Source organism: Sphingobacterium sp. FBM7-1 (assembly GCF_020687765.1).
Lineage (GTDB): Bacteria > Bacteroidota > Bacteroidia > Sphingobacteriales > Sphingobacteriaceae > Sphingobacterium.
This window is the reverse complement of the sequence record NZ_JAJEWJ010000005.1, coordinates 153,237-174,833: the sequence shown is the minus strand read 5'-3', so window position 1 is coordinate 174,833 and position 21,597 is coordinate 153,237. Positions and strand designations below refer to the sequence as shown.

The 21,597-nt window shown below is 43.9% G+C and carries 16 protein-coding genes; 7 read left to right on the top strand and 9 right to left on the bottom strand.

Annotated elements, in window-relative coordinates; genetic code table 11:
- Positions 1-74: 74 nt before the first annotated feature.
- Genes sufD through sufB form a run of 3 tightly spaced genes read right to left on the bottom strand, consistent with a single transcriptional unit; the run spans position 75 to position 3,671 of the window.
- A complete protein-coding gene (sufD, locus tag LKO28_RS10630) occupies positions 75-1,382 on the bottom strand; it encodes a Fe-S cluster assembly protein SufD (RefSeq protein ID WP_227694817.1) in 1,308 nt (435 codons plus the stop codon).
- A 48-nt stretch (positions 1,383-1,430) separates the two neighbouring features.
- Positions 1,431-2,189, bottom strand: a complete 759-nt coding sequence (gene sufC, locus LKO28_RS10625) for a Fe-S cluster assembly ATPase SufC (RefSeq protein WP_227694816.1) — start codon at positions 2,187-2,189, stop codon at positions 1,431-1,433.
- Between the two features lie 30 nt (positions 2,190-2,219).
- Positions 2,220-3,671: a Fe-S cluster assembly protein SufB gene (sufB, locus tag LKO28_RS10620; RefSeq protein WP_227694815.1), complete on the bottom strand. Its 1,452-nt coding sequence runs from the start codon at positions 3,669-3,671 to the stop codon at positions 2,220-2,222.
- Positions 3,672-4,000: 329 nt separating this feature from the next.
- On the opposite strand from sufB, the gene LKO28_RS10615 reads away from it, so the two are divergent.
- Both LKO28_RS10615 and LKO28_RS10610 read left to right on the top strand, forming a co-directional pair.
- On the top strand, positions 4,001-4,471 hold the full coding sequence (locus LKO28_RS10615; RefSeq protein ID WP_227694814.1) for an Lrp/AsnC family transcriptional regulator: 471 nt from the start codon (positions 4,001-4,003) through the stop codon (positions 4,469-4,471).
- Positions 4,472-4,486: 15 nt separating this feature from the next.
- Positions 4,487-5,563 (top strand): DUF6695 family protein, encoded by a 1,077-nt coding sequence (locus LKO28_RS10610; RefSeq protein ID WP_227694813.1) that lies wholly within the window; start codon positions 4,487-4,489, stop codon positions 5,561-5,563.
- A gap of 33 nt (positions 5,564-5,596) precedes the next feature.
- Here the strand turns inward: LKO28_RS10610 and ung are convergent, their stop codons facing one another.
- Positions 5,597-6,268, bottom strand: a complete 672-nt coding sequence (ung, locus tag LKO28_RS10605) for a uracil-DNA glycosylase (RefSeq protein ID WP_227694811.1) — start codon at positions 6,266-6,268, stop codon at positions 5,597-5,599.
- A 98-nt stretch (positions 6,269-6,366) separates the two neighbouring features.
- Here ung and LKO28_RS10600 point away from each other — a divergent pair, with 98 nt between their 5' ends.
- Entirely contained in the window at positions 6,367-6,906 is a 540-nt protein-coding gene (locus LKO28_RS10600; RefSeq protein WP_227694809.1) for a DUF2892 domain-containing protein, read from the top strand.
- Positions 6,907-6,925: 19 nt separating this feature from the next.
- Here the strand turns inward: LKO28_RS10600 and LKO28_RS10595 are convergent, their stop codons facing one another.
- Positions 6,926-7,390: a hypothetical protein gene (locus LKO28_RS10595; RefSeq protein ID WP_227694807.1), complete on the bottom strand. Its 465-nt coding sequence runs from the start codon at positions 7,388-7,390 to the stop codon at positions 6,926-6,928.
- The gene (locus LKO28_RS10590; protein WP_227694806.1) at positions 7,387-7,860 is read right to left on the bottom strand and encodes a DUF4293 domain-containing protein; all 474 of its coding nucleotides are present in this window, start codon (positions 7,858-7,860) and stop codon (positions 7,387-7,389) included. Before LKO28_RS10590 ends, LKO28_RS10595 begins: the two co-directional genes overlap by 4 nt.
- Positions 7,861-8,223: 363 nt before the next feature.
- On the opposite strand from LKO28_RS10590, the gene truA reads away from it, so the two are divergent.
- Both truA and LKO28_RS10580 read left to right on the top strand, forming a co-directional pair.
- Entirely contained in the window at positions 8,224-8,991 is a 768-nt protein-coding gene (gene truA / locus LKO28_RS10585; protein ID WP_227694804.1) for a tRNA pseudouridine(38-40) synthase TruA, read from the top strand.
- On the top strand, positions 8,988-10,814 hold the full coding sequence (locus LKO28_RS10580) for an ABC transporter ATP-binding protein (protein ID WP_227694803.1): 1,827 nt from the start codon (positions 8,988-8,990) through the stop codon (positions 10,812-10,814). Before truA ends, LKO28_RS10580 begins: the two co-directional genes overlap by 4 nt.
- Positions 10,815-10,856: 42 nt before the next feature.
- Here LKO28_RS10580 and LKO28_RS10575 read toward each other — a convergent pair whose 3' ends face one another.
- Positions 10,857-12,971: a M3 family metallopeptidase gene (locus LKO28_RS10575; RefSeq protein ID WP_227694802.1), complete on the bottom strand. Its 2,115-nt coding sequence runs from the start codon at positions 12,969-12,971 to the stop codon at positions 10,857-10,859.
- Between the two features lie 74 nt (positions 12,972-13,045).
- On the opposite strand from LKO28_RS10575, the gene uvrA reads away from it, so the two are divergent.
- Together uvrA and LKO28_RS10565 are read left to right on the top strand one after the other, a co-directional pair.
- Entirely contained in the window at positions 13,046-15,856 is a 2,811-nt protein-coding gene (gene uvrA, locus LKO28_RS10570; protein WP_227694801.1) for an excinuclease ABC subunit UvrA, read from the top strand.
- Between the two features lie 152 nt (positions 15,857-16,008).
- Positions 16,009-16,911 (top strand): AraC family transcriptional regulator, encoded by a 903-nt coding sequence (locus LKO28_RS10565; protein ID WP_227694800.1) that lies wholly within the window; start codon positions 16,009-16,011, stop codon positions 16,909-16,911.
- An 18-nt stretch (positions 16,912-16,929) separates the two neighbouring features.
- Here the strand turns inward: LKO28_RS10565 and LKO28_RS10560 are convergent, their stop codons facing one another.
- Positions 16,930-19,791, bottom strand: a complete 2,862-nt coding sequence (locus LKO28_RS10560; RefSeq protein WP_227694799.1) for an alpha-L-rhamnosidase — start codon at positions 19,789-19,791, stop codon at positions 16,930-16,932.
- Positions 19,792-19,840: 49 nt separating this feature from the next.
- Positions 19,841-21,586, bottom strand: a complete 1,746-nt coding sequence (locus LKO28_RS10555) for an alpha-L-rhamnosidase C-terminal domain-containing protein (protein WP_227694798.1) — start codon at positions 21,584-21,586, stop codon at positions 19,841-19,843.
- Between the last annotated feature and the right edge of the window lie 11 nt (positions 21,587-21,597).

Below are 21,597 nucleotides of genomic sequence, written 5' to 3'. Positions count from 1 at the left end.
ACTGTTTGCAGGAGAACACAAAAAAGGCGTTTGATGTATAACCAAACGCCTTTCAAATTATAATATATGGGAAACTACTTATTTCTTTCTAATCCGATTTCTATGAGGTGCTCAATGTATTGGCGAACTTGATCGTTTGAAAAACGAGAGGTTACATCAAACGCAAATGCATGTACTAATAGTACGCGTGCCGCTTCTTCACCAATTCCCCGAGCACGAAGATAAAACAGGGCATCTTCATCAAACTGTCCCATCGTACAGCCGTGGGAACATTTTACGTCATCCGCGAAAATTTCAAGCTGCGGTTTTGTATATACAGCAGATTTATCACCGATAAGCATGTTATTGTTCTGCTGGAAGGCGTTTGTCTTTTGCGCATCCTCCCGAACAAAAATCTTCCCATTGAATACAGCCGTGGACTCGTCTTGCGGAATGTTCTTATACCACTCGTACGATTCACAGTGCGGCTTCATGTGATCAACAATCGTATGGTTGTCGACCAACTGTTGGTCTGCCGTTAGGTTGATACCATATAGATGTGACTCTACTTGCTCGGCATCCAAGCGTACGTTGATATTGTGACGTACAAACGAAGCCCCAGGCAAATTACAGTTGTAGTTGTTATACAGACTGTGTTGCTCCTGATAAACCTCGGTATGCATGATGTAGTGGCTCGCAGGATCGGCTACCTGCAGGTAGTAATGCTGTATTTTCGCCTCTTCCTCTACCACAATTTCAGTCACTTTATTATGCACATTTTTTGCCGCACCGTCCGTCGTCACAAAAGATTCGATAATTTCTATCTCTGCGTGAGGTTCTGCCACAATCAGATTACGTGTCTGGGCAAAAAAAGCGTCTTCTCCTGCCGCGACATGTACCAGATGAATAGGCTTAGAAATCACCGCACCTTTCGCAACCGATATGTACAAGCCTGCGGTATGTAATGCCGTGTTCAACTGCACCATGATATTATCCGACTGGTCGGCGTGCTTTGCGTAATGCTTTTCAAAATTAGGCTCTGCGTAGGCCTCGCTGATAGGTTTGACAACCAAACCTGCTTCACCCTCCAAGGAAGACAAACCCGATATGTACTGTCCGTTTACTAGGACAATTCTATAGGCATCTAAACCCGGAATATCGGCTTTCCTTGTATCCACCTTGTCCGCATCTAGGGGACTGTGTAATACATACGATGAATTGACGAGGGGGTGTATGTTCGTATATTTCCACTCTTCGTTTTTGACCGTGGGAAAACCTTCCTGTTGAAATCGCTCAAAAGCATGCTGGCGCAAGGTTGTCAAATGTGACGGTTCTTGCGTATTCTGCTCTTGAAAAGCCGAAATCAACTGTTCATATAATGATTCTGCAACTAGTGTACTCATGTTCTTTTTTATCAATCCGCTGTCTACATTATCCATGGATAAGTGTTGTTATACGGTTTGCGTGTCGTATTCTTTTAGCCAATCGTAACCTTTTTCCTCCAGCTCCAATGCTAACTCTTTTGGACCTGTCTTTACAATGCGTCCGTTATGCAATACGTGAACAAAATCCGGCACGATATAATCTAGCAAACGTTGGTAGTGTGTAATCACCACGAATGCATTGTTTTCGGAACGCAGCTGGTTGACACCATTCGCCACTACACGTAGCGCATCAATATCAAGTCCAGAATCGGTTTCATCGAGAATCGCGAGCTTCGGGTTTAACATGGCTAACTGAAATATTTCATTACGTTTCTTTTCACCACCGGAGAACCCCTCATTTAATGAGCGATTAGCCAAGCTGGCTGAAAAATCAACGAGCTTTTGCTTATCCTTCACCAACTGTAAAAATTCTTTCGCTTCCATAGGCGGCAAGCCTTTGTATTCCCGAATATCATTTACAGCTGTCTTCAAGAAATTGATGTTAGATACTCCCGGGATTTCTACCGGATATTGGAAAGCTAGGAAAAGGCCTTCGCGAGCACGATCTTCCGGAGCTAACTCCAATAAATCAATATTTTCCAACAATGCTGTACCTTCTGTAACTTCGTAAGCGTCACGTCCGGCCAATACATTACCTAATGTACTTTTACCGGCACCGTTCGGCCCCATGATCGCATGCACTTCGCCTGCTTTAACTTCCAGGTTTAATCCTTTTAATATTTGCTTGCCGTCAACTGACGCGTGTAAATTCTTAACTGATAACATCTTTTATTTTAGTTTGGAAATTTAAAATGACTACCCTACCGATCCTTCCAAAGAAATCGCTAATAATTTCTGTGCTTCTACCGCGAATTCCATCGGTAGCTGGTTCAATACCTCTTTTGCATAGCCGTTAACAATTAAACCGACAGCTTTTTCCGAATCAATACCGCGCTGGTTTAAATAGAAAACCTGATCTTCGCCAATCTTCGATGTGGTGGCCTCATGCTCTAACATCGCTGTCCGGTTTCTGCTTTCTATATAGGGAAACGTATGTGCTCCACAACGGTCTCCGATCAACAGAGAGTCACACTGTGTAAAGTTCCTTGCTTTATCGGCATTCGGTCCGATTTTCACCAATCCGCGGTAGCTGTTATGGCTTTGTCCGGCTGAAATACCTTTAGATACAATCTTAGAACGGGTGTTTTTCCCTAAATGTATCATTTTTGTTCCGGTATCGGCGAGCTGCTTATTGCGCGTCATGGCGACGGAATAAAATTCTCCCACAGAATTATCACCTTTCAGGATAACGCCAGGATATTTCCAAGTAATGGCCGAACCAGTCTCTACCTGTGTCCAGGAAATTTTCGAGTTATCTCCTTTACAAATACCGCGCTTGGTCACGAAGTTATAGATGCCTCCCTTTCCGTCTTTATCACCGGGGTACCAGTTTTGCACCGTCGAATATTTAATTTCCGCGTCCCGCTCGGCGATTAACTCTACCACAGCGGCATGCAATTGATTTTCGTCACGCATCGGCGCCGTACAACCTTCCAGATAAGACACGTATGACCCTTCTTCGGCAACAATCAAGGTGCGTTCAAATTGCCCGGTATTCTCGGCATTTATCCGGAAATAGGTAGAAAGTTCCATCGGACAACGAACTCCCTTAGGAATATACACAAAGGAGCCATCGGAAAATACTGCAGAGTTTAATGCCGCATAAATATTATCGGTTTGTGGCACGACAGTACCTAGGTATTTTCTAACGAGATCAGGATATTCCTGAACGGCTTCACCAAAGGAGCAGAAAATAACGCCTTGTTCTTTTAATTTCTCTCTAAATGTCGTTTTGACAGAGACGGAGTCAAATACCGCGTCCACCGCTACTACTCCTGCCAACACTTTCTGCTCATCCAATGGAATCCCCAATTTGGCAAATGTGGAAAGTAATTCTGGATCTACTTCATCCAAACTCTCTAATTGCTTTTTGGGCTTAGGTGCGGCGTAGTAGGAAATATCTTGAAAATCCACTTCTGGACTATCAAAATTTTGCCATGTTGGCATTTTCATGGTTAGAAAATGACGGAACGCTTTCAGCCTCCATTCCAACATCCATTCGGGTTCATTCTTCTTGGCAGAAATGAAACGGACAGTCTCTTCACTTAGCCCCTTCGCGGCTATTTCCATTTCAATATCCGTCGTGAACCCGTATTTATATTCTTCGAGCTCCAGCTCTTTTAACAATTCGTCGTCTTTGGTACTCATTTTATCTCCCCTCTTTTAATTCGGCGATCTTCTTTGTTTCGGACTACAAAGATACGATTAAATGACGACATACCCTAAGCTAACGACCACGCTAACCGACTTTTTCGCAAAAAAAATGACAAACATCACTTCTACGCAATTAAACGCAGATCACCTTTTGTCTTTTTGACATTAGCATGATTTGAAATAATCATTAACAATTAAAATTGATCTGTGTAATAAATTTTATCTATAGCAAATATGCCTTGCCGAAGTTTTTTGCCTGCCAAATAATATTCCGTATATTTACATTCTGTAAAATATAATATTCACATTAGCTGATTAGAGAAATGCCATATCAACCGGATAAGACAGACTTAAAAATTCTGAAGCTTTTGCAGGAAAACGGACGCATTACCAACTTGCAGCTAGCTTCCAACATCGGACTTTCCCCCGCTCCTACGCTGGAACGAGTGCGGAAGTTGGAAAATTCGGGATTTATTAAAAGTTATCATGCGTTTGTAGATGAAGAAAAACTCGGGCTAGGCATCAAATCATTCATCCAGATATCCTTAGACTTTCATACGCACAATGCCATTCCGGAATTTGTAGCCGCCGTCAAGACTATCCCCGAAGTAACCGAATGTCACCATGTGACGGGTAATTGCGATTTCATGCTCAAGGTATATGTAAAAGACATCAAGGCTTATGAAGCGGTGATCATGGAAAAAATTGCGAAAATCCCTTTCGTGAAGACTTTCCAAACGATGATGATTATGTCTACCAGCAAAAAAGAACCAATCATCCCTTTAGAATATTAAAAAGAAAGGACCTCTATGCAGTCAAGTACAACGTATAATGATGTAGCCCTTATCTTAACATGGCCTGATGCCACGATACGCGGAGACGAAAAGTGGATGATGTTTTTTAAGAAAATCGGTATCGTAAAAAACTTGAATTTCAAAGTAGGCCATACGGGTATTGTGATTATTAAACAGGAAACCGGCGAAATGCTCTTTTACGATTTCGGACGGTATATCGCGCCCCGGGGATATGGTCGGGCGCGCTCGAAGTTTTCGGATCCCCGTTTAGAGATAAAACTCAAAGCGAAGTTCGAAAAAGGCTGTATTGCCAATCTGGAAGAGATTGTGGAACATTTTGAAGCATTGAAGCATGCAATGTATGGGGAGGGTATTCTATATTTCTCTGTCGCGAGAGACATCAACTTCGAGCAAGCAAAAGCGTATGGGGACGATTGTGTTCACCAAGGCACCTATCCATACGGAGCCGTAGCGCGCAATAATAATAATTGCTCACGGTTTATTGCACGGATGCTTATACGCTCGTCAAAACGGTACAGTTGGCGCCACAGCATCAACTTTCCGGAAACAATTAAAGCCAGCCCGATCAGCAACGTGGTCAATGCGGTTCCAGACCGTATGGTGTACTCCTTCACTCCGCAACAGGGACTTAAATATTTCCGGATGAATCGTTGGCAGTCTTTTGGTTTTCTGATAAAAAAACTGGGCGATAATGTTGCCAGAAAGAAAGCTGACTTGCTGCCGGACGATATGGTCATTGGGTATATGAGTTTTTCTTCCAAGCCGATTTCGGTACCTAAAGATGCGCAGTATCTCGGCGGGGTGGGAGATGGTGCTTGGTTTTGCATACAGCCGGCTCCAGAGGAAAAGGTGGTCATCAAACGGTTCACATCTAAAGGGGAACTGGAATACGTTATTTTAGGCGAAACGATGGAACCACTCCATCTTTCCCAACCGTTTGAGATCACGTATGACAGCCATCTCCTCTTTACGCACGTTAAACAGCATGGCAGGAAGATACGAATCAATCATATACAACGGCTTCCCAACACCGACTACCAGTACCAACATCTAAAGGCACTGCTCGCGTAACGTCAGGTATTACCCGAGCTAATCGGTTATCACTTAGATTTGCCAATCAATCGGACTCCGGCCTTTTGTTTCTAGATAAGCATTGGTTTGAGAGAAATGTTTACATCCGAAAAAGCCGCGGTGGGCAGATAGTGGCGAGGGATGAACAGCTTGAAGTATGAGGTGTTTCTGGGTATCAATCAACATTCCTTTCTTTTGCGCGTAAGTCCCCCACAATATAAAAACGACATTATTCTGTTTCTGGGAGACCAGATGAATAATTTGGTCGGTAAATTCTTCCCAACCTCTTTTCTGATGGGAAGCTGCTTGGTGCGCTCTTACCGTAAGGGTAGCATTTAACAACAGTACACCTTGCTTAGCCCATTTCGTTAAATCTCCGGAAACGGGATACTGAAAACCGGGAATATCGGCCTCCAGCTCTTTATAGATGTTACGAAGCGAAGGCGGTAATGGTATCCCGGCCGGCACGGAAAAAGACAACCCATGGGCTTGCCCATCGTTGTGATACGGATCTTGGCCCAAGATAACCACTTTTATATCTTCAAGGGGCGTTAGCTTGAAAGCATTTAAAACAAGGTCTTCGGGAGGAAAAACGAGTCCTTGTTTGCGTTCTTGCTGCACAAACGCGGAAAGATTTTGCATGAAATCTTGGCGGAACAAGGGTTTTAAAACAGGTTCCCAGCTGGAATCATAACGTGCTGCCATAGTACAAACATACAATTTTACAATTTTATCGCGCAAACGAGTTGGATAAGCTCCAAAATAACCGGATATTTGCAGACAGTTCATTTACGCTTAAATATATGTCAAATATAGTTCGTATTATCCTTAGCAGCCTTCTTTTAATCGGAACGGTAGCGTTATTCTGGTTCGGTCATTGGGGATGGGGTATTTTGGGAATTTTTATTACCATTTTGGCCTGGGTTACCGTATTCTTCAACGAGAATATGCTCATCGCACAATGGTACCTCAGAAAAGAGAACATGGTTAAAGCGGAGCAGTGGTTAAAAAACATTAAGCACTACGAAAAGCAGCTAATCAGTGCTCAGCATGGTTATTATCATATGTTGTTGGGTATTATGGAATCTCAACGGGCACCATTGCAGTCCGAAAAATACTTCAAGAAAGCTTTATCGCTGGGCCTTCACATGAGTCATAATATTGCTTTGGCAAAGCTAAGCCTAGCAGGTGTAGCCATGGCAAAACGCAATAAACGGGAGGCAGAAAAGCTGCTGGCAGAAGCTAAAAAGGCGGACAAAAACAAATTGCTTGCCGATCAGATAAAAATGATGAAAAACCAGATGGGCTTAATGGATAAGCAACAGTTTCGGTATTCCAGATAAGAAAGAAAAAAGAGGTTGGCTATAAGCCAACCTCTTGTGTTATAAACTTTCCCTCCTCCGCACTGTCTTCAAAAACCAATCGTACTGCGGATGCTTTCTTACCTTTCCAGTTACCGATCTCTATAGTGAGCGGGACAGGCACATCTTCTTCTAACAAGTAGTGTAGATAGTTTTGTTGATCCGTCAACCTCACTTGTACGCGTCCCATCTGTATGTTAGCGAACAGATGATTATTGCCGGCACTGTCTATCACCTGTGTGGCATAGGTATTCAGCTTGAATTCCCGCGGGTCCATTTGGTAAGAGATGAGAAATAGCTCGACGGATAGGGTGTCGCTGTGGCTTTTTGTCGATACGTTCTTGACATCAACCTGTATGTTATCCTTTATGTTTATTAGGGTATGTTCGTTTTGTTCCTGTGCAACAAGACAGCCGGACAGCAGGATACAAAAAGTTAAAGACAGCAAAGACCTCCAGTTTCTCATCGCAAACGATCGGCTGATTTAATCAATTTCTCATCTTTACGGATCCCTCCTACAGCCATTCCTAGAAAGATTATCGCGATAGGCAAAAGGAAAAATCCCACTCCGATATTCCCGGCCCTGACGCTTTGGCTGATAACGCCTAGCGTAGCGTTTGCAGTACTCCACATCCATACGCCCAATAGCACAATAAGCGCGATCTCGATCAAAACATAAAGAACCTGACGTTTACGATTCTTGTACTGGAAAACGATTAATAAGGGAATTATCGTCACAATACCTGCGTAAATCGCCAGCACAATTGAGCTAGACTCGCGAACAGTATCATTGTTGTTTGACGAATATATACCGGTAACGTAAATTTGCTTGCCCAGCCCAACGAGGTCAATAAAACTTACAAATGGAAAAACAAAAAGCCCCAGTAAAATAACAGCGGCAGCTAACAGCCATAATGTTTGAATACGTTGAATCATAACTAAACTTTATTCTAGTTTAACAAAGATAATTCTTTTATGTTCTTTTCCCCGTGAAAAGAACCAAAAACTCGTCGCCTCAGATATTTGAGATAATGGATAGTACTAAGGACGGGTTTCTACATACCTCAAATACCTGGATGCGACATTTAGTGTTAATAAAGGATAGTGCAATTGTATAATGCCTAAATAACAGCGATCAGATAATGGGTAATGCTGGAACAAGTTTTTACATTCCTCAAATATTTGAAACAACGATTTATGAACCCGTGTTTACGTTGATGTTCATGAGCTCCCGTTGGTCGGTTTTTTTATTACTTTTTTTGAGGGAAAAAAAGTAAAGAAAAGAAGTAACTTTGTCATGTGGAAGATACTTTACAACGTTTTTTTCTGGAAATTGCATATGACGGGACGGCTTATCACGGCTGGCAGGTCCAAGATAATGCGGTTTCGGTACAACAGAAACTGAACGAAGCGCTGGGTAAGATGCTGGGCGGGACTATAGAGACTATCGGCGCAGGCAGAACAGATACGGGGGTGCACGCGAAGCAGCTATTCGTCCATCTGGATATACCGTTGGATCGCACGCGGAATGAAAGCCGTTTTCTCCACTCCTTGAATTCACTGCTTCCTCCAGATATTGCTGTACATCGTATTTTTGCGGTGGCAAATGATGCGCACGCCCGGTTCGACGCGACGGAAAGAGCGTACGAATATCATCTTCACTTTAAGAAAGATCCATTTCTCGTATTCCGTTCCTGGCAACTTCGGGAGATGCCCGACATAGCTCTCATGAACCGTGCGGCAACTTTTTTGATCGGCACACAAGATTTTAGTTGTTTCTCTAAAAGTCACACGCAGGTATTTACGAATATCTGCACGGTGAAGGAAGCTTACTGGGGGGAGACAGAAAACGGCCTCGTTTTCCATATCCGCGCAAATCGTTTTCTGCGAAATATGGTGCGGGCAATTGTGGGGACCTTATTGGACATTGGGCTGAAGAAAAAAACACCGGAAGCTATACTGGAGATTATTAGCAGCAAGGATCGTTCACATGCGGGTACTTCGGTACCAGCGCACGGTCTTTATTTAACAAAAGTTGTTTATCCTTATATTGACAATATATTTTGAGCGAACAAAAAGTAACAGGCAAAACCTACAACACAAAACTTCTGGAGCGCATGGCTCGCTACATGAGTCCATATAAAGGTATTTTCTGGACTTCGGTTATATTGACCGTCCTCTTAGCGGCTGTCGCTCCCGCACTGCCTATGCTCGTGGAATATACAATAGATAAGTATATTTTGAGGACAGATGCGTCGGGTCTTACTTGGATGCTCATTGCGATGATCGCCCTGTTGGTTGTCCAGACGGTGATCCGCTACTACCACACCTTGGCGACGAATGTGCTAGGCCAGAACGTGATCCGCGATATCCGCATTCAGGTCTTCAACCACATCATTAATCTCCGACTAAAGTATTTTGATAATACGCCTATTGGTAGGTTGATTACGCGCACTATCTCTGATCTGGAAACTATCTCCAATATTTTTTCGCAGGGATTGATACAGATTATCGGCGACCTGCTACAGCTGATCGTAATTTTTGGTGTGATGTTTTACACGGATTGGAAATTGACACTCATCGTGCTCATTCCGATGCCCATCCTCATTTGGGCAACTTACATTTTTAAGGAGTCGATGAAATCGGCGTTTGTGGATGTACGCACTTGGGTGTCCAACCTCAATACTTTTTTGCAGGAACATATCAGCGGCATGGCAATTATCCAGTATTTCGCGCGCGAAGAGCAGGAAATGGGGAAATTTAAAGCTGCCAACCGGATGCACCGCGACGCACATATTCGCGCGAACTGGTATTTCTCTATTTTTTTTCCGGTGTTGGAGATTATCCTTGCTATTGCGATCGGGCTATTGGTTTGGTATGGGTCGAAGCAGATTCTGGCCAACACGATCTCGCCGGGTGTCGTGGTCGCTTTTCTGATGTACATCAATATGATTTTCCGTCCGATACGTGAACTGATTGATAAATTCAATACCCTACAAATGGGTATGGTCTCTGCAGAGCGGGTATTTGATGTGCTGGACACGAAAGAGTTTACTCCGGATAACGGTGTTTTGGCACCGGAAAGTATCCGTGGTGAAATCGAATTTGAGGGGGTCTGGTTTACGTATAATCAAGATTCGGACGGAGCGACAACAGGGAGCTCACCTGCTTCAGAAAATGACAGTGTTTCCTCGGCGAAATGGGTATTGAAAGACGTTAGTTTTCGAGTTCAATCGGGAGAGACTTTGGCTCTAGTAGGTGCGACTGGCGCGGGAAAGTCTTCTACAATCAATATACTAAGTCGTTTCTATGAAATACAACGGGGACGCATTTTACTGGACGGAACCGATATCCGCGATTACAAGCTCCACGCCATCCGTCAGCATATTGCGACAGTTTTACAAGACGTATTCCTCTTCTCGGATACTATTTTCAATAACATCGCCTTGTATAACCCGGCTATCACCGCGGAAGAGGTAATGGAAGCCGCCAAAAAAGTCGGGGCTTATGACTTTATTATGCGGTTGCCGGGAGGATTTGACTATCAGGTGCAGGAGCGCGGAGCAACACTCTCCGCGGGGCAGGCACAGTTAATTTCTTTTATCCGGGCATTAGTACACGATCCGGCGATATTGATCCTTGATGAAGCGACCTCATCGATCGATACGGAGACGGAATTACTTATACAAAGCGCCATTGAAAAGATGATGATAGGCCGGACGGCGATTGTTATCGCACACCGACTGTCTACTATTCAAAAGGCCGATAAAATTATTGTGTTTGACAGAGGAGAGATTAAGGAAGTCGGAACGCACAAGGAGCTGTTAGCTATTGAAGATGGCTATTATAAAAAGCTGTACGATTTACAGTTTAACTCATTAGGGATATAAAACAAACGAAAAAGCAGCCTTTAAGGCTGCTTTTTCGTTTGTTTAATTTAATCCGCGTTTTTTCATAAGATGCACCGGATCGGGATCTTTGCCCCTAAACTGTCGGTACATTTCAGCCGGGTTGCCGGTTCCCCCTTTTTCTAGGATATGTTTGCGGAAAGAAGTGGCCGTAGCCGGATCGAAAAGACCTTTCTCTTTGAAGGCTGCAAAAGCATCGGAATCCAGCACTTCTGCCCAAATATATGCGTAATAGCCTGCGGAATATCCTCCTGCAAAAATGTGTTGGAAGTAGGTGCTTCTGTAGCGTGGGATAATCGCATCGATCAATCCGATTTTCTGCATTCCCGCTGATTCAAAAGCATTCACATCGTCTTCGATCGGTTTTGTGGTAGCATGATAATCCAAATCTAATAAAGACGCTGCCACATACTCCACGGTTGCAAATCCTTGATCAAAGGTGCCCGCTTGTTCCATCTTTGCGATCAATGTATCTGGAATAGCTTCTCCTGTTTGATAATGTTTAGCATAGGTCTTCAATACTTCAGGGGCTGCAGCCCAATTTTCCATCACCTGTGATGGTAATTCTACGAAATCGCGGGACACAGATGTACCTGCTAAGCTCCGGTATTTTACGTCTGACAACAGACCGTGCAATGCGTGCCCGAATTCGTGGAATAGCGTACTAGCCTCGTCAAAGGTCAATAAGGCCGGCGCATCACCTACGGGTTTCGTGAAATTACATACGATAGAGATTACCGGTGCTACGCGTTCGCCGGCTTTTGTATGCTGTGAACGATAGGAGGTCATCCAGGCACCTCCTCTTTTAGACTCTCTTGGGAAGAAATCCGCGTAGAGCAGGCCTAAATGCTTTCCATCGCCGTCTTTCACTTCATAGACTTCTACTTCTTCATGATAAGTAGGCACATTACTCAAAGCAACGAAGCTTAAACCAAATAATTTAGTCGCCGTTTCAAAAGCACCTTGACGTACCGCTGCTAAACTAAAATAGGGTTTAATCTCTTCTTCATTTAGCGCGTATTTCGCTTTACGGATTTTCTCCTGATAGTATCTCCAATCATAAGGAGCAACTTGGAAATCTCCACCCTGCGCTTCAATCTCCTTTTGGATGTCGGCCGCTTCTGCCTGCGCTTTTGCTAATGCGGGGGTCCAGATTTTGTTTAATAAAGCGTATACATTGGTTGGATTTTCGGCCATGGATTCTTCCAGCACATATGCCGCGTGCGAACTGTATCCTAATAATTTTGCTTTCTCCAACCGTAGATTAGCTGTTTTACGAAGCAACTTTTTATTGTCGTTAACGTTGTCGTTATTTCCGCGCAGCTGATAAGCATCCCAGATATCTTTACGCAGGGCACGGTTATCGGCATATTGTAAAAATGGCATCACGGAAGGGTTTTGAAGTGTGAATACCCACTTCCCTTTTTTACCTTTTTCAGCTGCAACATCCGCAGCAGCCTGTTTTAATGCGTCGGGAAGTCCGGCAAGGTCTTCTTCGTTCTCTACAACGAGCTCATAAGCGTTGGTCTCGGCCAATAAGTTTTGTCCAAAATCATTAGTGAGCACAGATAACTCTGCATTTATTTTCTTGAGCGTTTCTTTGTCGCTTTCCGAAAGATTCGCACCGGAACGGACAAAACTTTTATAGGTTTCTTCCAATAATTTAGTGTCTTCTCCATCCAACGCTAAATCGGTGCGACCGTCATATACTTTTTTTACGCGGGCAAACAATTTTTCGTTCAGCGAAATTTCATCTCCATGGGCAGACAATACCGGAGCCATATCTTTAGCAATGGCCTGAATCGAATCATTGGTATGGGCTGAATTGAGATTGAAGAACACGCGGGAGACATTCCCCAGCACGCTTCCGGCATTTTCCAATGCGACGATGGTGTTCTCGAAAGTTGGGTCTTGTGGATCGTTTACGATAGCATCAATCTCCTGATTGTGTTGTTCTAAAGCCACCTTAAATGCTGGCCGGAAATGCTCATTCTTAATTTTGTTGAATGGCGGTACTTGAAATGGCGTTTCGTAAGTCGATAGCAACGGGTTATTGGTATCCTGCGCGTTATCTGCCTGTTGGCATCCCACAACTACCGTAGCCACGATACAAAATGGTAATAATTTTAATTTAATCATTCCTCGTTGTTTAGTTTGTGGCAAAGATAGGGATTCCAAATTAGAGTCAGACAAAATCCTTACCTTTGTGGGTTATGTCAAAAAAATCGGAACAAAACGCGAAATCGTTTATCCAAATCAAGGGTGCACGGGTCAACAATCTGAAAAACATCGATGTTGATATTCCTAAAAATAAACTGATCGTCGTTACGGGCATGTCTGGTTCTGGGAAATCCTCCCTTGCCTTTGATACCTTATATGCGGAAGGACAGCGGCGCTACGTGGAAAGTTTATCTTCGTATGCCCGGCAGTTTATGGGACGTATGCACAAGCCCGAAGTAGATTATATTAAGGGCATTGCTCCGGCAATTGCTATTGAACAGAAAGTGATTACGTCCAATCCTCGTTCTACGGTTGGCACCTCGACAGAGATATACGATTATCTTAAACTGCTATATGCGCGGATCGGCAAGACCTTCTCGCCCATCTCGGGTAAGGAGGTTACTAAAGACACCATTTCTTCCATTATCGATGAGCTGATGACTTATCCGGAGGACACCACGGTTACGATTTTTGCAACGCTTATCCCTATCAATAAACGAAAGTTAAAAGAGGAGTTGTCACTTCTCCTCCAAAAGGGATTTGTACGGGTACTTTTTGAAGACAAAATTCAGAAGATTGAAACCATTATTGAAGACACCAACATTTCCAATAAAGATTTCAAGGAAGGAGATGTAAAGATTGTCGTGGACCGCATTCGGTTGGATAAAGAAGACGAAACGAGCAGTCGTATTGCCGATTCGTTACAAACGGCTTTTTTCGAAGGTAAAGGGGAATGCTACGTTGAAACCGATGGTGAACATAAACATTATTCTGACAAATTTGAACTGGACGGCATCCTGTTCGAAGAACCTACCCCCAATTTTTTCAGTTTCAATAATCCTTATGGCGCTTGTAAACGTTGTGAGGGATATGGCAAGGTTATTGGTATAGACGCTGACCTGGTTGTTCCGGATAAAAGCCGTTCGGTATACGATGGTGCTATAGCTCCTTGGCGGGGAGAAAAAATGGGTGAGTGGCTGAACCGCTTAGTACAGAATGCGCTGAAATTTGATTTCCCTATCCATCGTTCTTATAGCGATCTCACACCTGCCCAGCAGGAGCTGTTATGGACAGGTAACGCATATTTTGGCGGGTTGAATCAGTTCTTTGAAGAACTGGAACAACAAACTTATAAGATACAATACCGTGTGATGTTATCGCGTTATCGGGGAAAAACAGATTGTCCGGATTGTAAGGGGTCGCGTCTGCGTAAGGATGCAACCTATGTCAAGGTGGGAAATAAATCAATTACGGATATTGTCTTGTTACCGCTGCGAGACGCGCTGCGGTTCTTTAAAGATCTGCAACTCTCCAAACACGAACAGCGGATTGCGAAGCGCCTGCTGGCCGAGATCATAAGCCGACTTCAGTTTTTATGCGATGTAGGTCTAAGCTACCTCACGCTGAATCGCTTAAGTAATACACTCTCGGGCGGAGAATCACAACGCATCAATTTAGCTACATCGTTGGGAAGTTCCCTCGTCGGCTCCATCTATGTGTTGGACGAACCGAGTATTGGTCTGCATCCGCGCGACACACAACAACTGATCGGCGTGTTGAAATCACTACGTGACGTAGGTAATACGGTTATCGTCGTAGAGCATGAGCAGGAGATGATGGAAGCTGCGGATTATCTGGTCGACATTGGGCCAGAGGCGGGAATAAATGGAGGGCAACTCGTTTTCGCAGGAACTTATGCTGAAATCATCCAGGACAAAAATAGTTTAACAGGGCAGTACCTAAACGGTGAACGGAACATTCCTACACCCAAAACACGGCGCAAATGGCGCGATGCTATTACCGTGAAAGGTGCCCGGGAAAACAACCTTAACGGAATCGACGCAACGTTTCCGTTAAATGTATTCACCGTGGTGACTGGGGTGTCTGGTTCGGGTAAGACATCGCTTATCAAACGCGTGCTTTATCCAGCTTTACAAAAAGCAATCGGTAATTATAGCGGAGAACAAACCGGCGCTTTCGATAGTTTGGAAGGAGACATCACGCGTATTGAGCAAATTGAAATGATCGACCAAAACCCGATCGGCCGATCTTCACGCTCTAACCCGGTGACTTATGTGAAAGGTTGGGATGAGATTCGGGCGGTGTATGCGAATCTGCCCGCGGCAAAGGCAGCGGGACTAAAACCGGCTGCGTTTTCTTTTAATGTCGAAGGTGGTCGCTGCGATGTGTGTCAAGGGGATGGTGAGGTCAAAATCGAGATGCAATTTATGGCCGATATTGTCCTGCCTTGTGAAGCTTGCGGTGGTAAGCGATTTAAACAACATGTGCTGGATGTGCAATATAAAGGTAAATCGGTAGCCGATGTTTTGGACCTTAGTGTGGATGAGGCAATGGTGTTTTTTGATGATGCTCCCAAAATCATCGCAAAAATTAAACCGTTGCAGGACGTTGGTCTGGGCTACGTCAAACTGGGGCAACCGTCAAGTACTTTGTCTGGAGGGGAAGCACAGCGTATCAAACTTGCCTCTTTTTTAATAAAAGGTAATAACAATAAAAAAACACTTTTCATTTTTGACGAGCCGACAACTGGACTGCATTTTCACGACATCCATAAGTTGCTAAAGGCTTTTGATGCGTTGATTGCCTTGGGCAACAGCATTCTGGTCATTGAGCACAATATGGAGATGATAAAAACGGCTGATTGGGTTATTGACATTGGCCCAGAGGGAGGAAATAACGGTGGAAAGATTGTTTTCGAAGGCACACCAGAAGATTTGGTGAACTGTGAGGAATCTTATACCGGGAAGTATCTAAAAAATCATCTCATTTTCAAAGAAGCATAGGGCGCAGAAGTTTATGTAAGTTATGCGATTCATAAAAATTTTTTATTAACTTTAAGCTATTGAGCCAATATCCAGGTATATGCTAATATGCCATATTTAGCGTGTATAATTAAGGAGGCATCAATATAAAAGTATCCGTATAAATTTTTATTATGAAAGCAAATTACAAGCCTATTTCATTTGATGAATCGAATTTATTGAATGTGGACTTTCAAGAAAATCAAAAGGAATTCGACTATCCTTGGCATTATCATCAAGAATATGAATTAACTTATATCCCTTCGGGCCAAGGGTTACGATATGTCGGGAATAGTGTGGAAAATTATATTGAAGATGACCTCGTACTATTGGGTTCTAACCTTCCACATTGTTGGATTGACGAAACAAATTCGTCAAAACAGTCTCCAAATGCGGTGGTTATTTATCTAAAAGAAGAGTTTTTAGATAAGATTTGGATGCAAAGCCATGAATTTGGTGCCATTAAAAATCTGCTGCAATCCTCTAATAGAGGCATTAAATTTCATCAGGATGTCGCTAAGAAATTAAAAGATAAATGTCTTACTTTACACAATTTACGGCCATTGGAGAAATTTACCCACGTTCTACAGATCTTGGATGAATTAAGTCAATCTGTCGATTATCGCTTTTTATCAGAACATGATTTCTCGTCTGCGCTAAATAGCCATAGTAGTAATCGAATTAATACAATCTACCGATATATTGATGTCCATTACCGTGAAAAAATATCACTTGACGACATTGCTGCCGAAGTATACATAAGCCCGAAATACTTTTCCCGATTTTTCAGCAAAGTGATGAAGAAACCATTTTTTGAATTCCTAAATGAATATCGAATTAGCAAGGCCTGTAAATTACTTATTGAAACCGATAAACAAATTAGCGATATTTGTTATGATTCGGGGTTCGAAAGCATTCCATTTTTCTACAGACAATTTAAGAAATTCAAGCAATGTCAGCCAAAACAATATCGATCGTATCATTTAAAAGCGCTTTCCGGCAATGCTATTACTCCTATAGATATACTCAAACGTTAATTGCGCCTTCCATTTTACTTACTTATTCTCGCCATTCCAATTTATATTGTCAATTTTAACCGTATACTTGCCTGATCCTAATTTCACTTTATACTGTTTCCCCTCTTCTTCCACAGACGTAGCCCATTCACTTTGCCCGATTACCTTACCGTTAATATATATGCACTCCAGAGAAGGAGCTTCGGTATAGAAATAAGCAGTGGTATTTACCGGTATTTCCAGCACGTACACTAGGGTCTGCCCCTCATACCGCCATTCCGACCGGATTAGACCGGCTACTGAGCGGTATGAGCCTTTTACATGCTTAAGCGCTGTATCGCCTGGAGGTAGCTCAGGTCTGATTATAAAAGAACGATAACCGCGATCGATCGGCTTGATACCTATCATATATTCAAACATCCATTCATTGACCGCACCAAAAGCATAATGGCTGAACGAGTTCATAGCCGCATTATGCACAAACCCCTTGTCCTTTGTATAGCTGTCCCAACGTTCCCAGATAGAAGTAGCGCCGTTAACGACTTCATATCCCAAGGAAGGGTATTCCGTACTCAGTAGGAGCCGATAAGCTTTATCCGATGAACCGGTATTCGACAATGCAGGTAGTAGAGGTTTGAAGCCTAGAAACCCTGTGGTCAGCTTATTATCGTTTTCTTCCATCAACTGTCGCAAAAGCCTGCCTGCGTTCTCCCGGTCTTCTCCTTCTAAGATATCCATATAAATGGCATTAGCATAGGCCGTCTGTGTGTGTCCAGAAAATCCGTTTCTTCCTTCGACATACCCAGCTCCGTCACCGTAACGGAAAATGTCCGTTTTAAATTTACCGGATGCTGTATAGTGGTCCCGAAAACCCTGCCTAATCCGCTCCGCAGTTTTGCGGTAACGTGCTGCAAGTTCCATGTCACCGATAGCACCGCACATTTCTTCCATCAACTTGGCACAGTAGAAATAATACAGTGTTGCCAAAAGATCCGGACTTGTTTTTTTGCCCACTGAAAGCCAGTCACCAAACCCACCCTTTGGCTCAACCTCTTCGAAACTTCCTTCGGTCAGGACACCCCGGCTATCTGCCTTGCTCTCCAAAAAATCCATAAACTTCACCATATAAGGAAGCGAGCGTTCCACAATCCGTATATCGTTATATGTCCGGAAAATCTCGTATGTACAGATAACCCCCGCTTCGGACCAGCCCGGTGAATAGGTGTCGAAAGCACGTATGGCCGACACACCCCCCGCATTCAGCGGCATCGGGGCATAGATCGGATAAGCTCCATTATCCCACTGTGCATCGTTCAGGTCTTGTATCCATTTGGTGTGGAAAGCAGCAATGTTGTTATTGTAAACAGCTGAGCGTATGTATACCTGTGCATCTCCTGTCCAGCCCAAACGCTCATCCCGCTGTGGACAGTCGGTAGGAATATCTAAATAATTGGCTCGCTGGGTCCAGACGATATTGCTATAGAGCTTATTCAGTAGATCGTTGTCCGATTCAAAATACCCTGCTATTTCTAAATCTGAACTCAGCGCTAAGCCTACCAGGAAATCTTTTGTCGGTTCTTCTTTTAATCCTGTAACCTCCACATACTGGAACCCGTGGTAGGTAAACCGCGGACTCCAGGTTTCGCCTTCCGGATTCCCTTTTAAAACATACGTATCCGTCGCCCGCGCACTTCGCAGGTTCTCGGTTACCAAAGTACCGTCTGGATGGAGCATTTCACCATAACGGAATACCAGAGAGTCATTGGTGCGGCCCCGAGTATTTACGCGTATGATGCCTGCAAAGTTCTGACCGAAATCCACTATATATTTTCCATTGTCTAGGCGCTTGATCGATTTTATGGGCAACTCTTCGACTACCCGCACCGGCTCTCCCGGATAAAGCTGCAGTTCTCTTCCCTCACGGTCTTCCACAACCTGGACCGCTTTCCAGTCCCTATCATCAAAACCCGGATAATCCCATCCACTTTTCTCCTCAGTCGCATTATAAGTCTCCCCTTGCAGAAAATCAGATTCCATTAATGCACCTGTAGATGCTTTCCATCGATTATCGGTCGAAATAACTTCCCTACTCCCATCGGAATATTGGATCTCCACCTGCACCTTCAGTAGCGGGAAATCTCCGTAAAACCCACGGACCTGTTGGCTTCCTACTAATAAAGCGTACCCTAAATAGCCCGAATACCAGCCATCGGAGAGCACGGCACCGAAAGCATTTGCCCCCTGCCGGAGATGATCTGTCACATCGTACGCTTGGTAATACACTCGCATGTTATAGTCTGTCCAACCTGGCACAAAATAATCCCTACCGACCCGCTCGCCGTTTATGTAGAACTCGTGGAGTCCCAGAGAACTGATATACAAGCGTGCAGCCTGTACTTTCTTATTGACTAGAACTTCTCTTCTCAGATAGGGAGACGGCGGCAAATGGTACTTACCGCCTTTTGCCAAGTGGTTCAGATCATAACCGATCCACTTTGCTTGCCAGTCGGACTTATTCAGTAGAGTTATCTCCCAGTATCCAGGCTCGCTCCATTTGCTCTCCTGGTTATCTGTATCCCATACTTTTACTTTCCACCATACCTTCTGTCCCGAAGTCAGTGGTTGTGCTCCGTATGCGATCTGGTTGGTCTCTCCGGAAGTCTGTTTACCGGTATCCCATAGATCTCCTTCATTGTTATCCAGCTTATCCGGCGATGATGCTACGAGAATCTGAAAAGCAGACTGGTATTGATTATATTTTTCGGAGGATAATTCCCAGCTTAAACGCGGCATCCGTTCGTCCAAAAATGGGTTGTTTTTATACTCTGCTCGCAGGTTAACGGGTTTTAAATCGATGCCGAGTCCCATAAATGCTACATGCAGCAAACAAAACGTAACCATGTATCTCATTTTTATCTCCTTATATATTTTTTCAGATACAATACCGTATTCATTCCCTAATTATTTTGACTTCCTTCGGTGCGTTGATAATTGATTTAATCTTTCCGTCCTTCCCCTTGGTATGTTTTACATATAGAATACCATAAGGAGTAGGATAAGAACCTTCTGCAAAATCAAGGTCTCCCAAATTTGGCTTGACCAAGATGCTTTTGCTACCTGGCTCTATCACCTTGATGCCAAGCACGTGCTCCGTTAGCCAGGCTGTAGGACCCGATGCCCAACCATGGCACAGGCTATGGCGATACCCTACATAGCAGTAATCACCATAATCGGCATGTACATCTATCTTACCTGTCGGGATAAGCTCGTCAATACGTCCAGCATTATGTATCCAATTTATATTAAAATCTTCCCAAAACGTGGTTGCGCCTAAATCCAGCATAGCTCCCCAGTACGTCTTGATAATATCCATTGCTCCTTTATAATTACCTGCTTTTGCCATCGCCTGCAACATATAATATCCATAGAACGTAGAAAAGTTTGCCGGTCCGCCGACAGATAATACCTCTTTGTCAGCTTGCACAGCAGGTAGCATGTCTGTCATTGCCATCAGGGCCGCCGCTTGCTTAGTCGAGCCGGGGGCGGGAATATAGCCCTTCATTCTTGATAAGGCGTCCACAGCGATTGCCTTCGTTTGCCGATCACCCAAGATTTCCGTCAGTTCCACGGCTATGGACAATGACCATTGTGTCATTGCCTGTAAACCGGCATGGATAGCTACGGGGTCTTCGCTTGACGGCCAGTCAAGGAAACGGTTTCCATCCATATTCTCCTTGCCTTTCTTGTCTATCTTTGCTGCTATCTGCCGAACCAGACCTGCAAGATAGGGTTGTTGCTCCCGTAAATAATTTAAATCCCCATGGTGTCTGTACCAGTCATGATGCAAGATGATCCACCACATAGAGTAAGTACTGATTCCGCTCATCCAACCGGGCAGTGGCGTTACATCACGTGCCAAGTCTAAACTCTTTGGAACAACTTCGTTATGACCGAACACCGCATTCACGGTAGCTACTTCTGGATGGAGGTCTCCAACCCAGACTAACCGGTCTCTCTTGATACCATCCCAAAGATATTCCTGCATATTGAGGTGTACTGTATAAGCTCCGGTTTGCCAAATTTGGTTTAAACGCTCATCACTACTGTTGAAAGATCCCAAATAGGGAATATCCCGATAGGCAAATATAGCCCGCACCTCTTTGAGGTGGAGTTCAGCGTTGGCATCCAAAAGGTCAATGCGGACAAAGCGAAATCCTGTTTGTCCAACTTGTATTTTGCCTAGCCAAGGTACAAGAATCTCCATATCCCTGATAGCATGGTCGTTGGTTGCACCTTTCTCACCTAGTTCCGCCATCGCTTCGCTCGCTGATTCTCCAAAGCGAACACGGATCCGTCTGGGAACATTCCCCGGATTCCACATGCCTGTGACAATTTCTAGTCCACCATGTAATTCTTTTCCAAAATCGAGTAAGATACTGCTTGTATGTTTTCTTTCATTTTTTAATATAGTCATGCTTGCATTAGTCAAATCGGCTTGACCATTTCCTTCTTGAAGAAGCTGATTTTCATTACGAATTTTTCCGGTTTTCCACAGGATACGGGTAGGCGAGATATAGCGGTGTGCAATCTTGTCAGTTGAATCCCCTTGCTGCCAATGAGATTGTTTGCCAGAAGCATGCGCATGGAGACCTATCCATTGTAGAACAATGAAAGCGACTATATTTATTTTAATCATTATCTATTGTG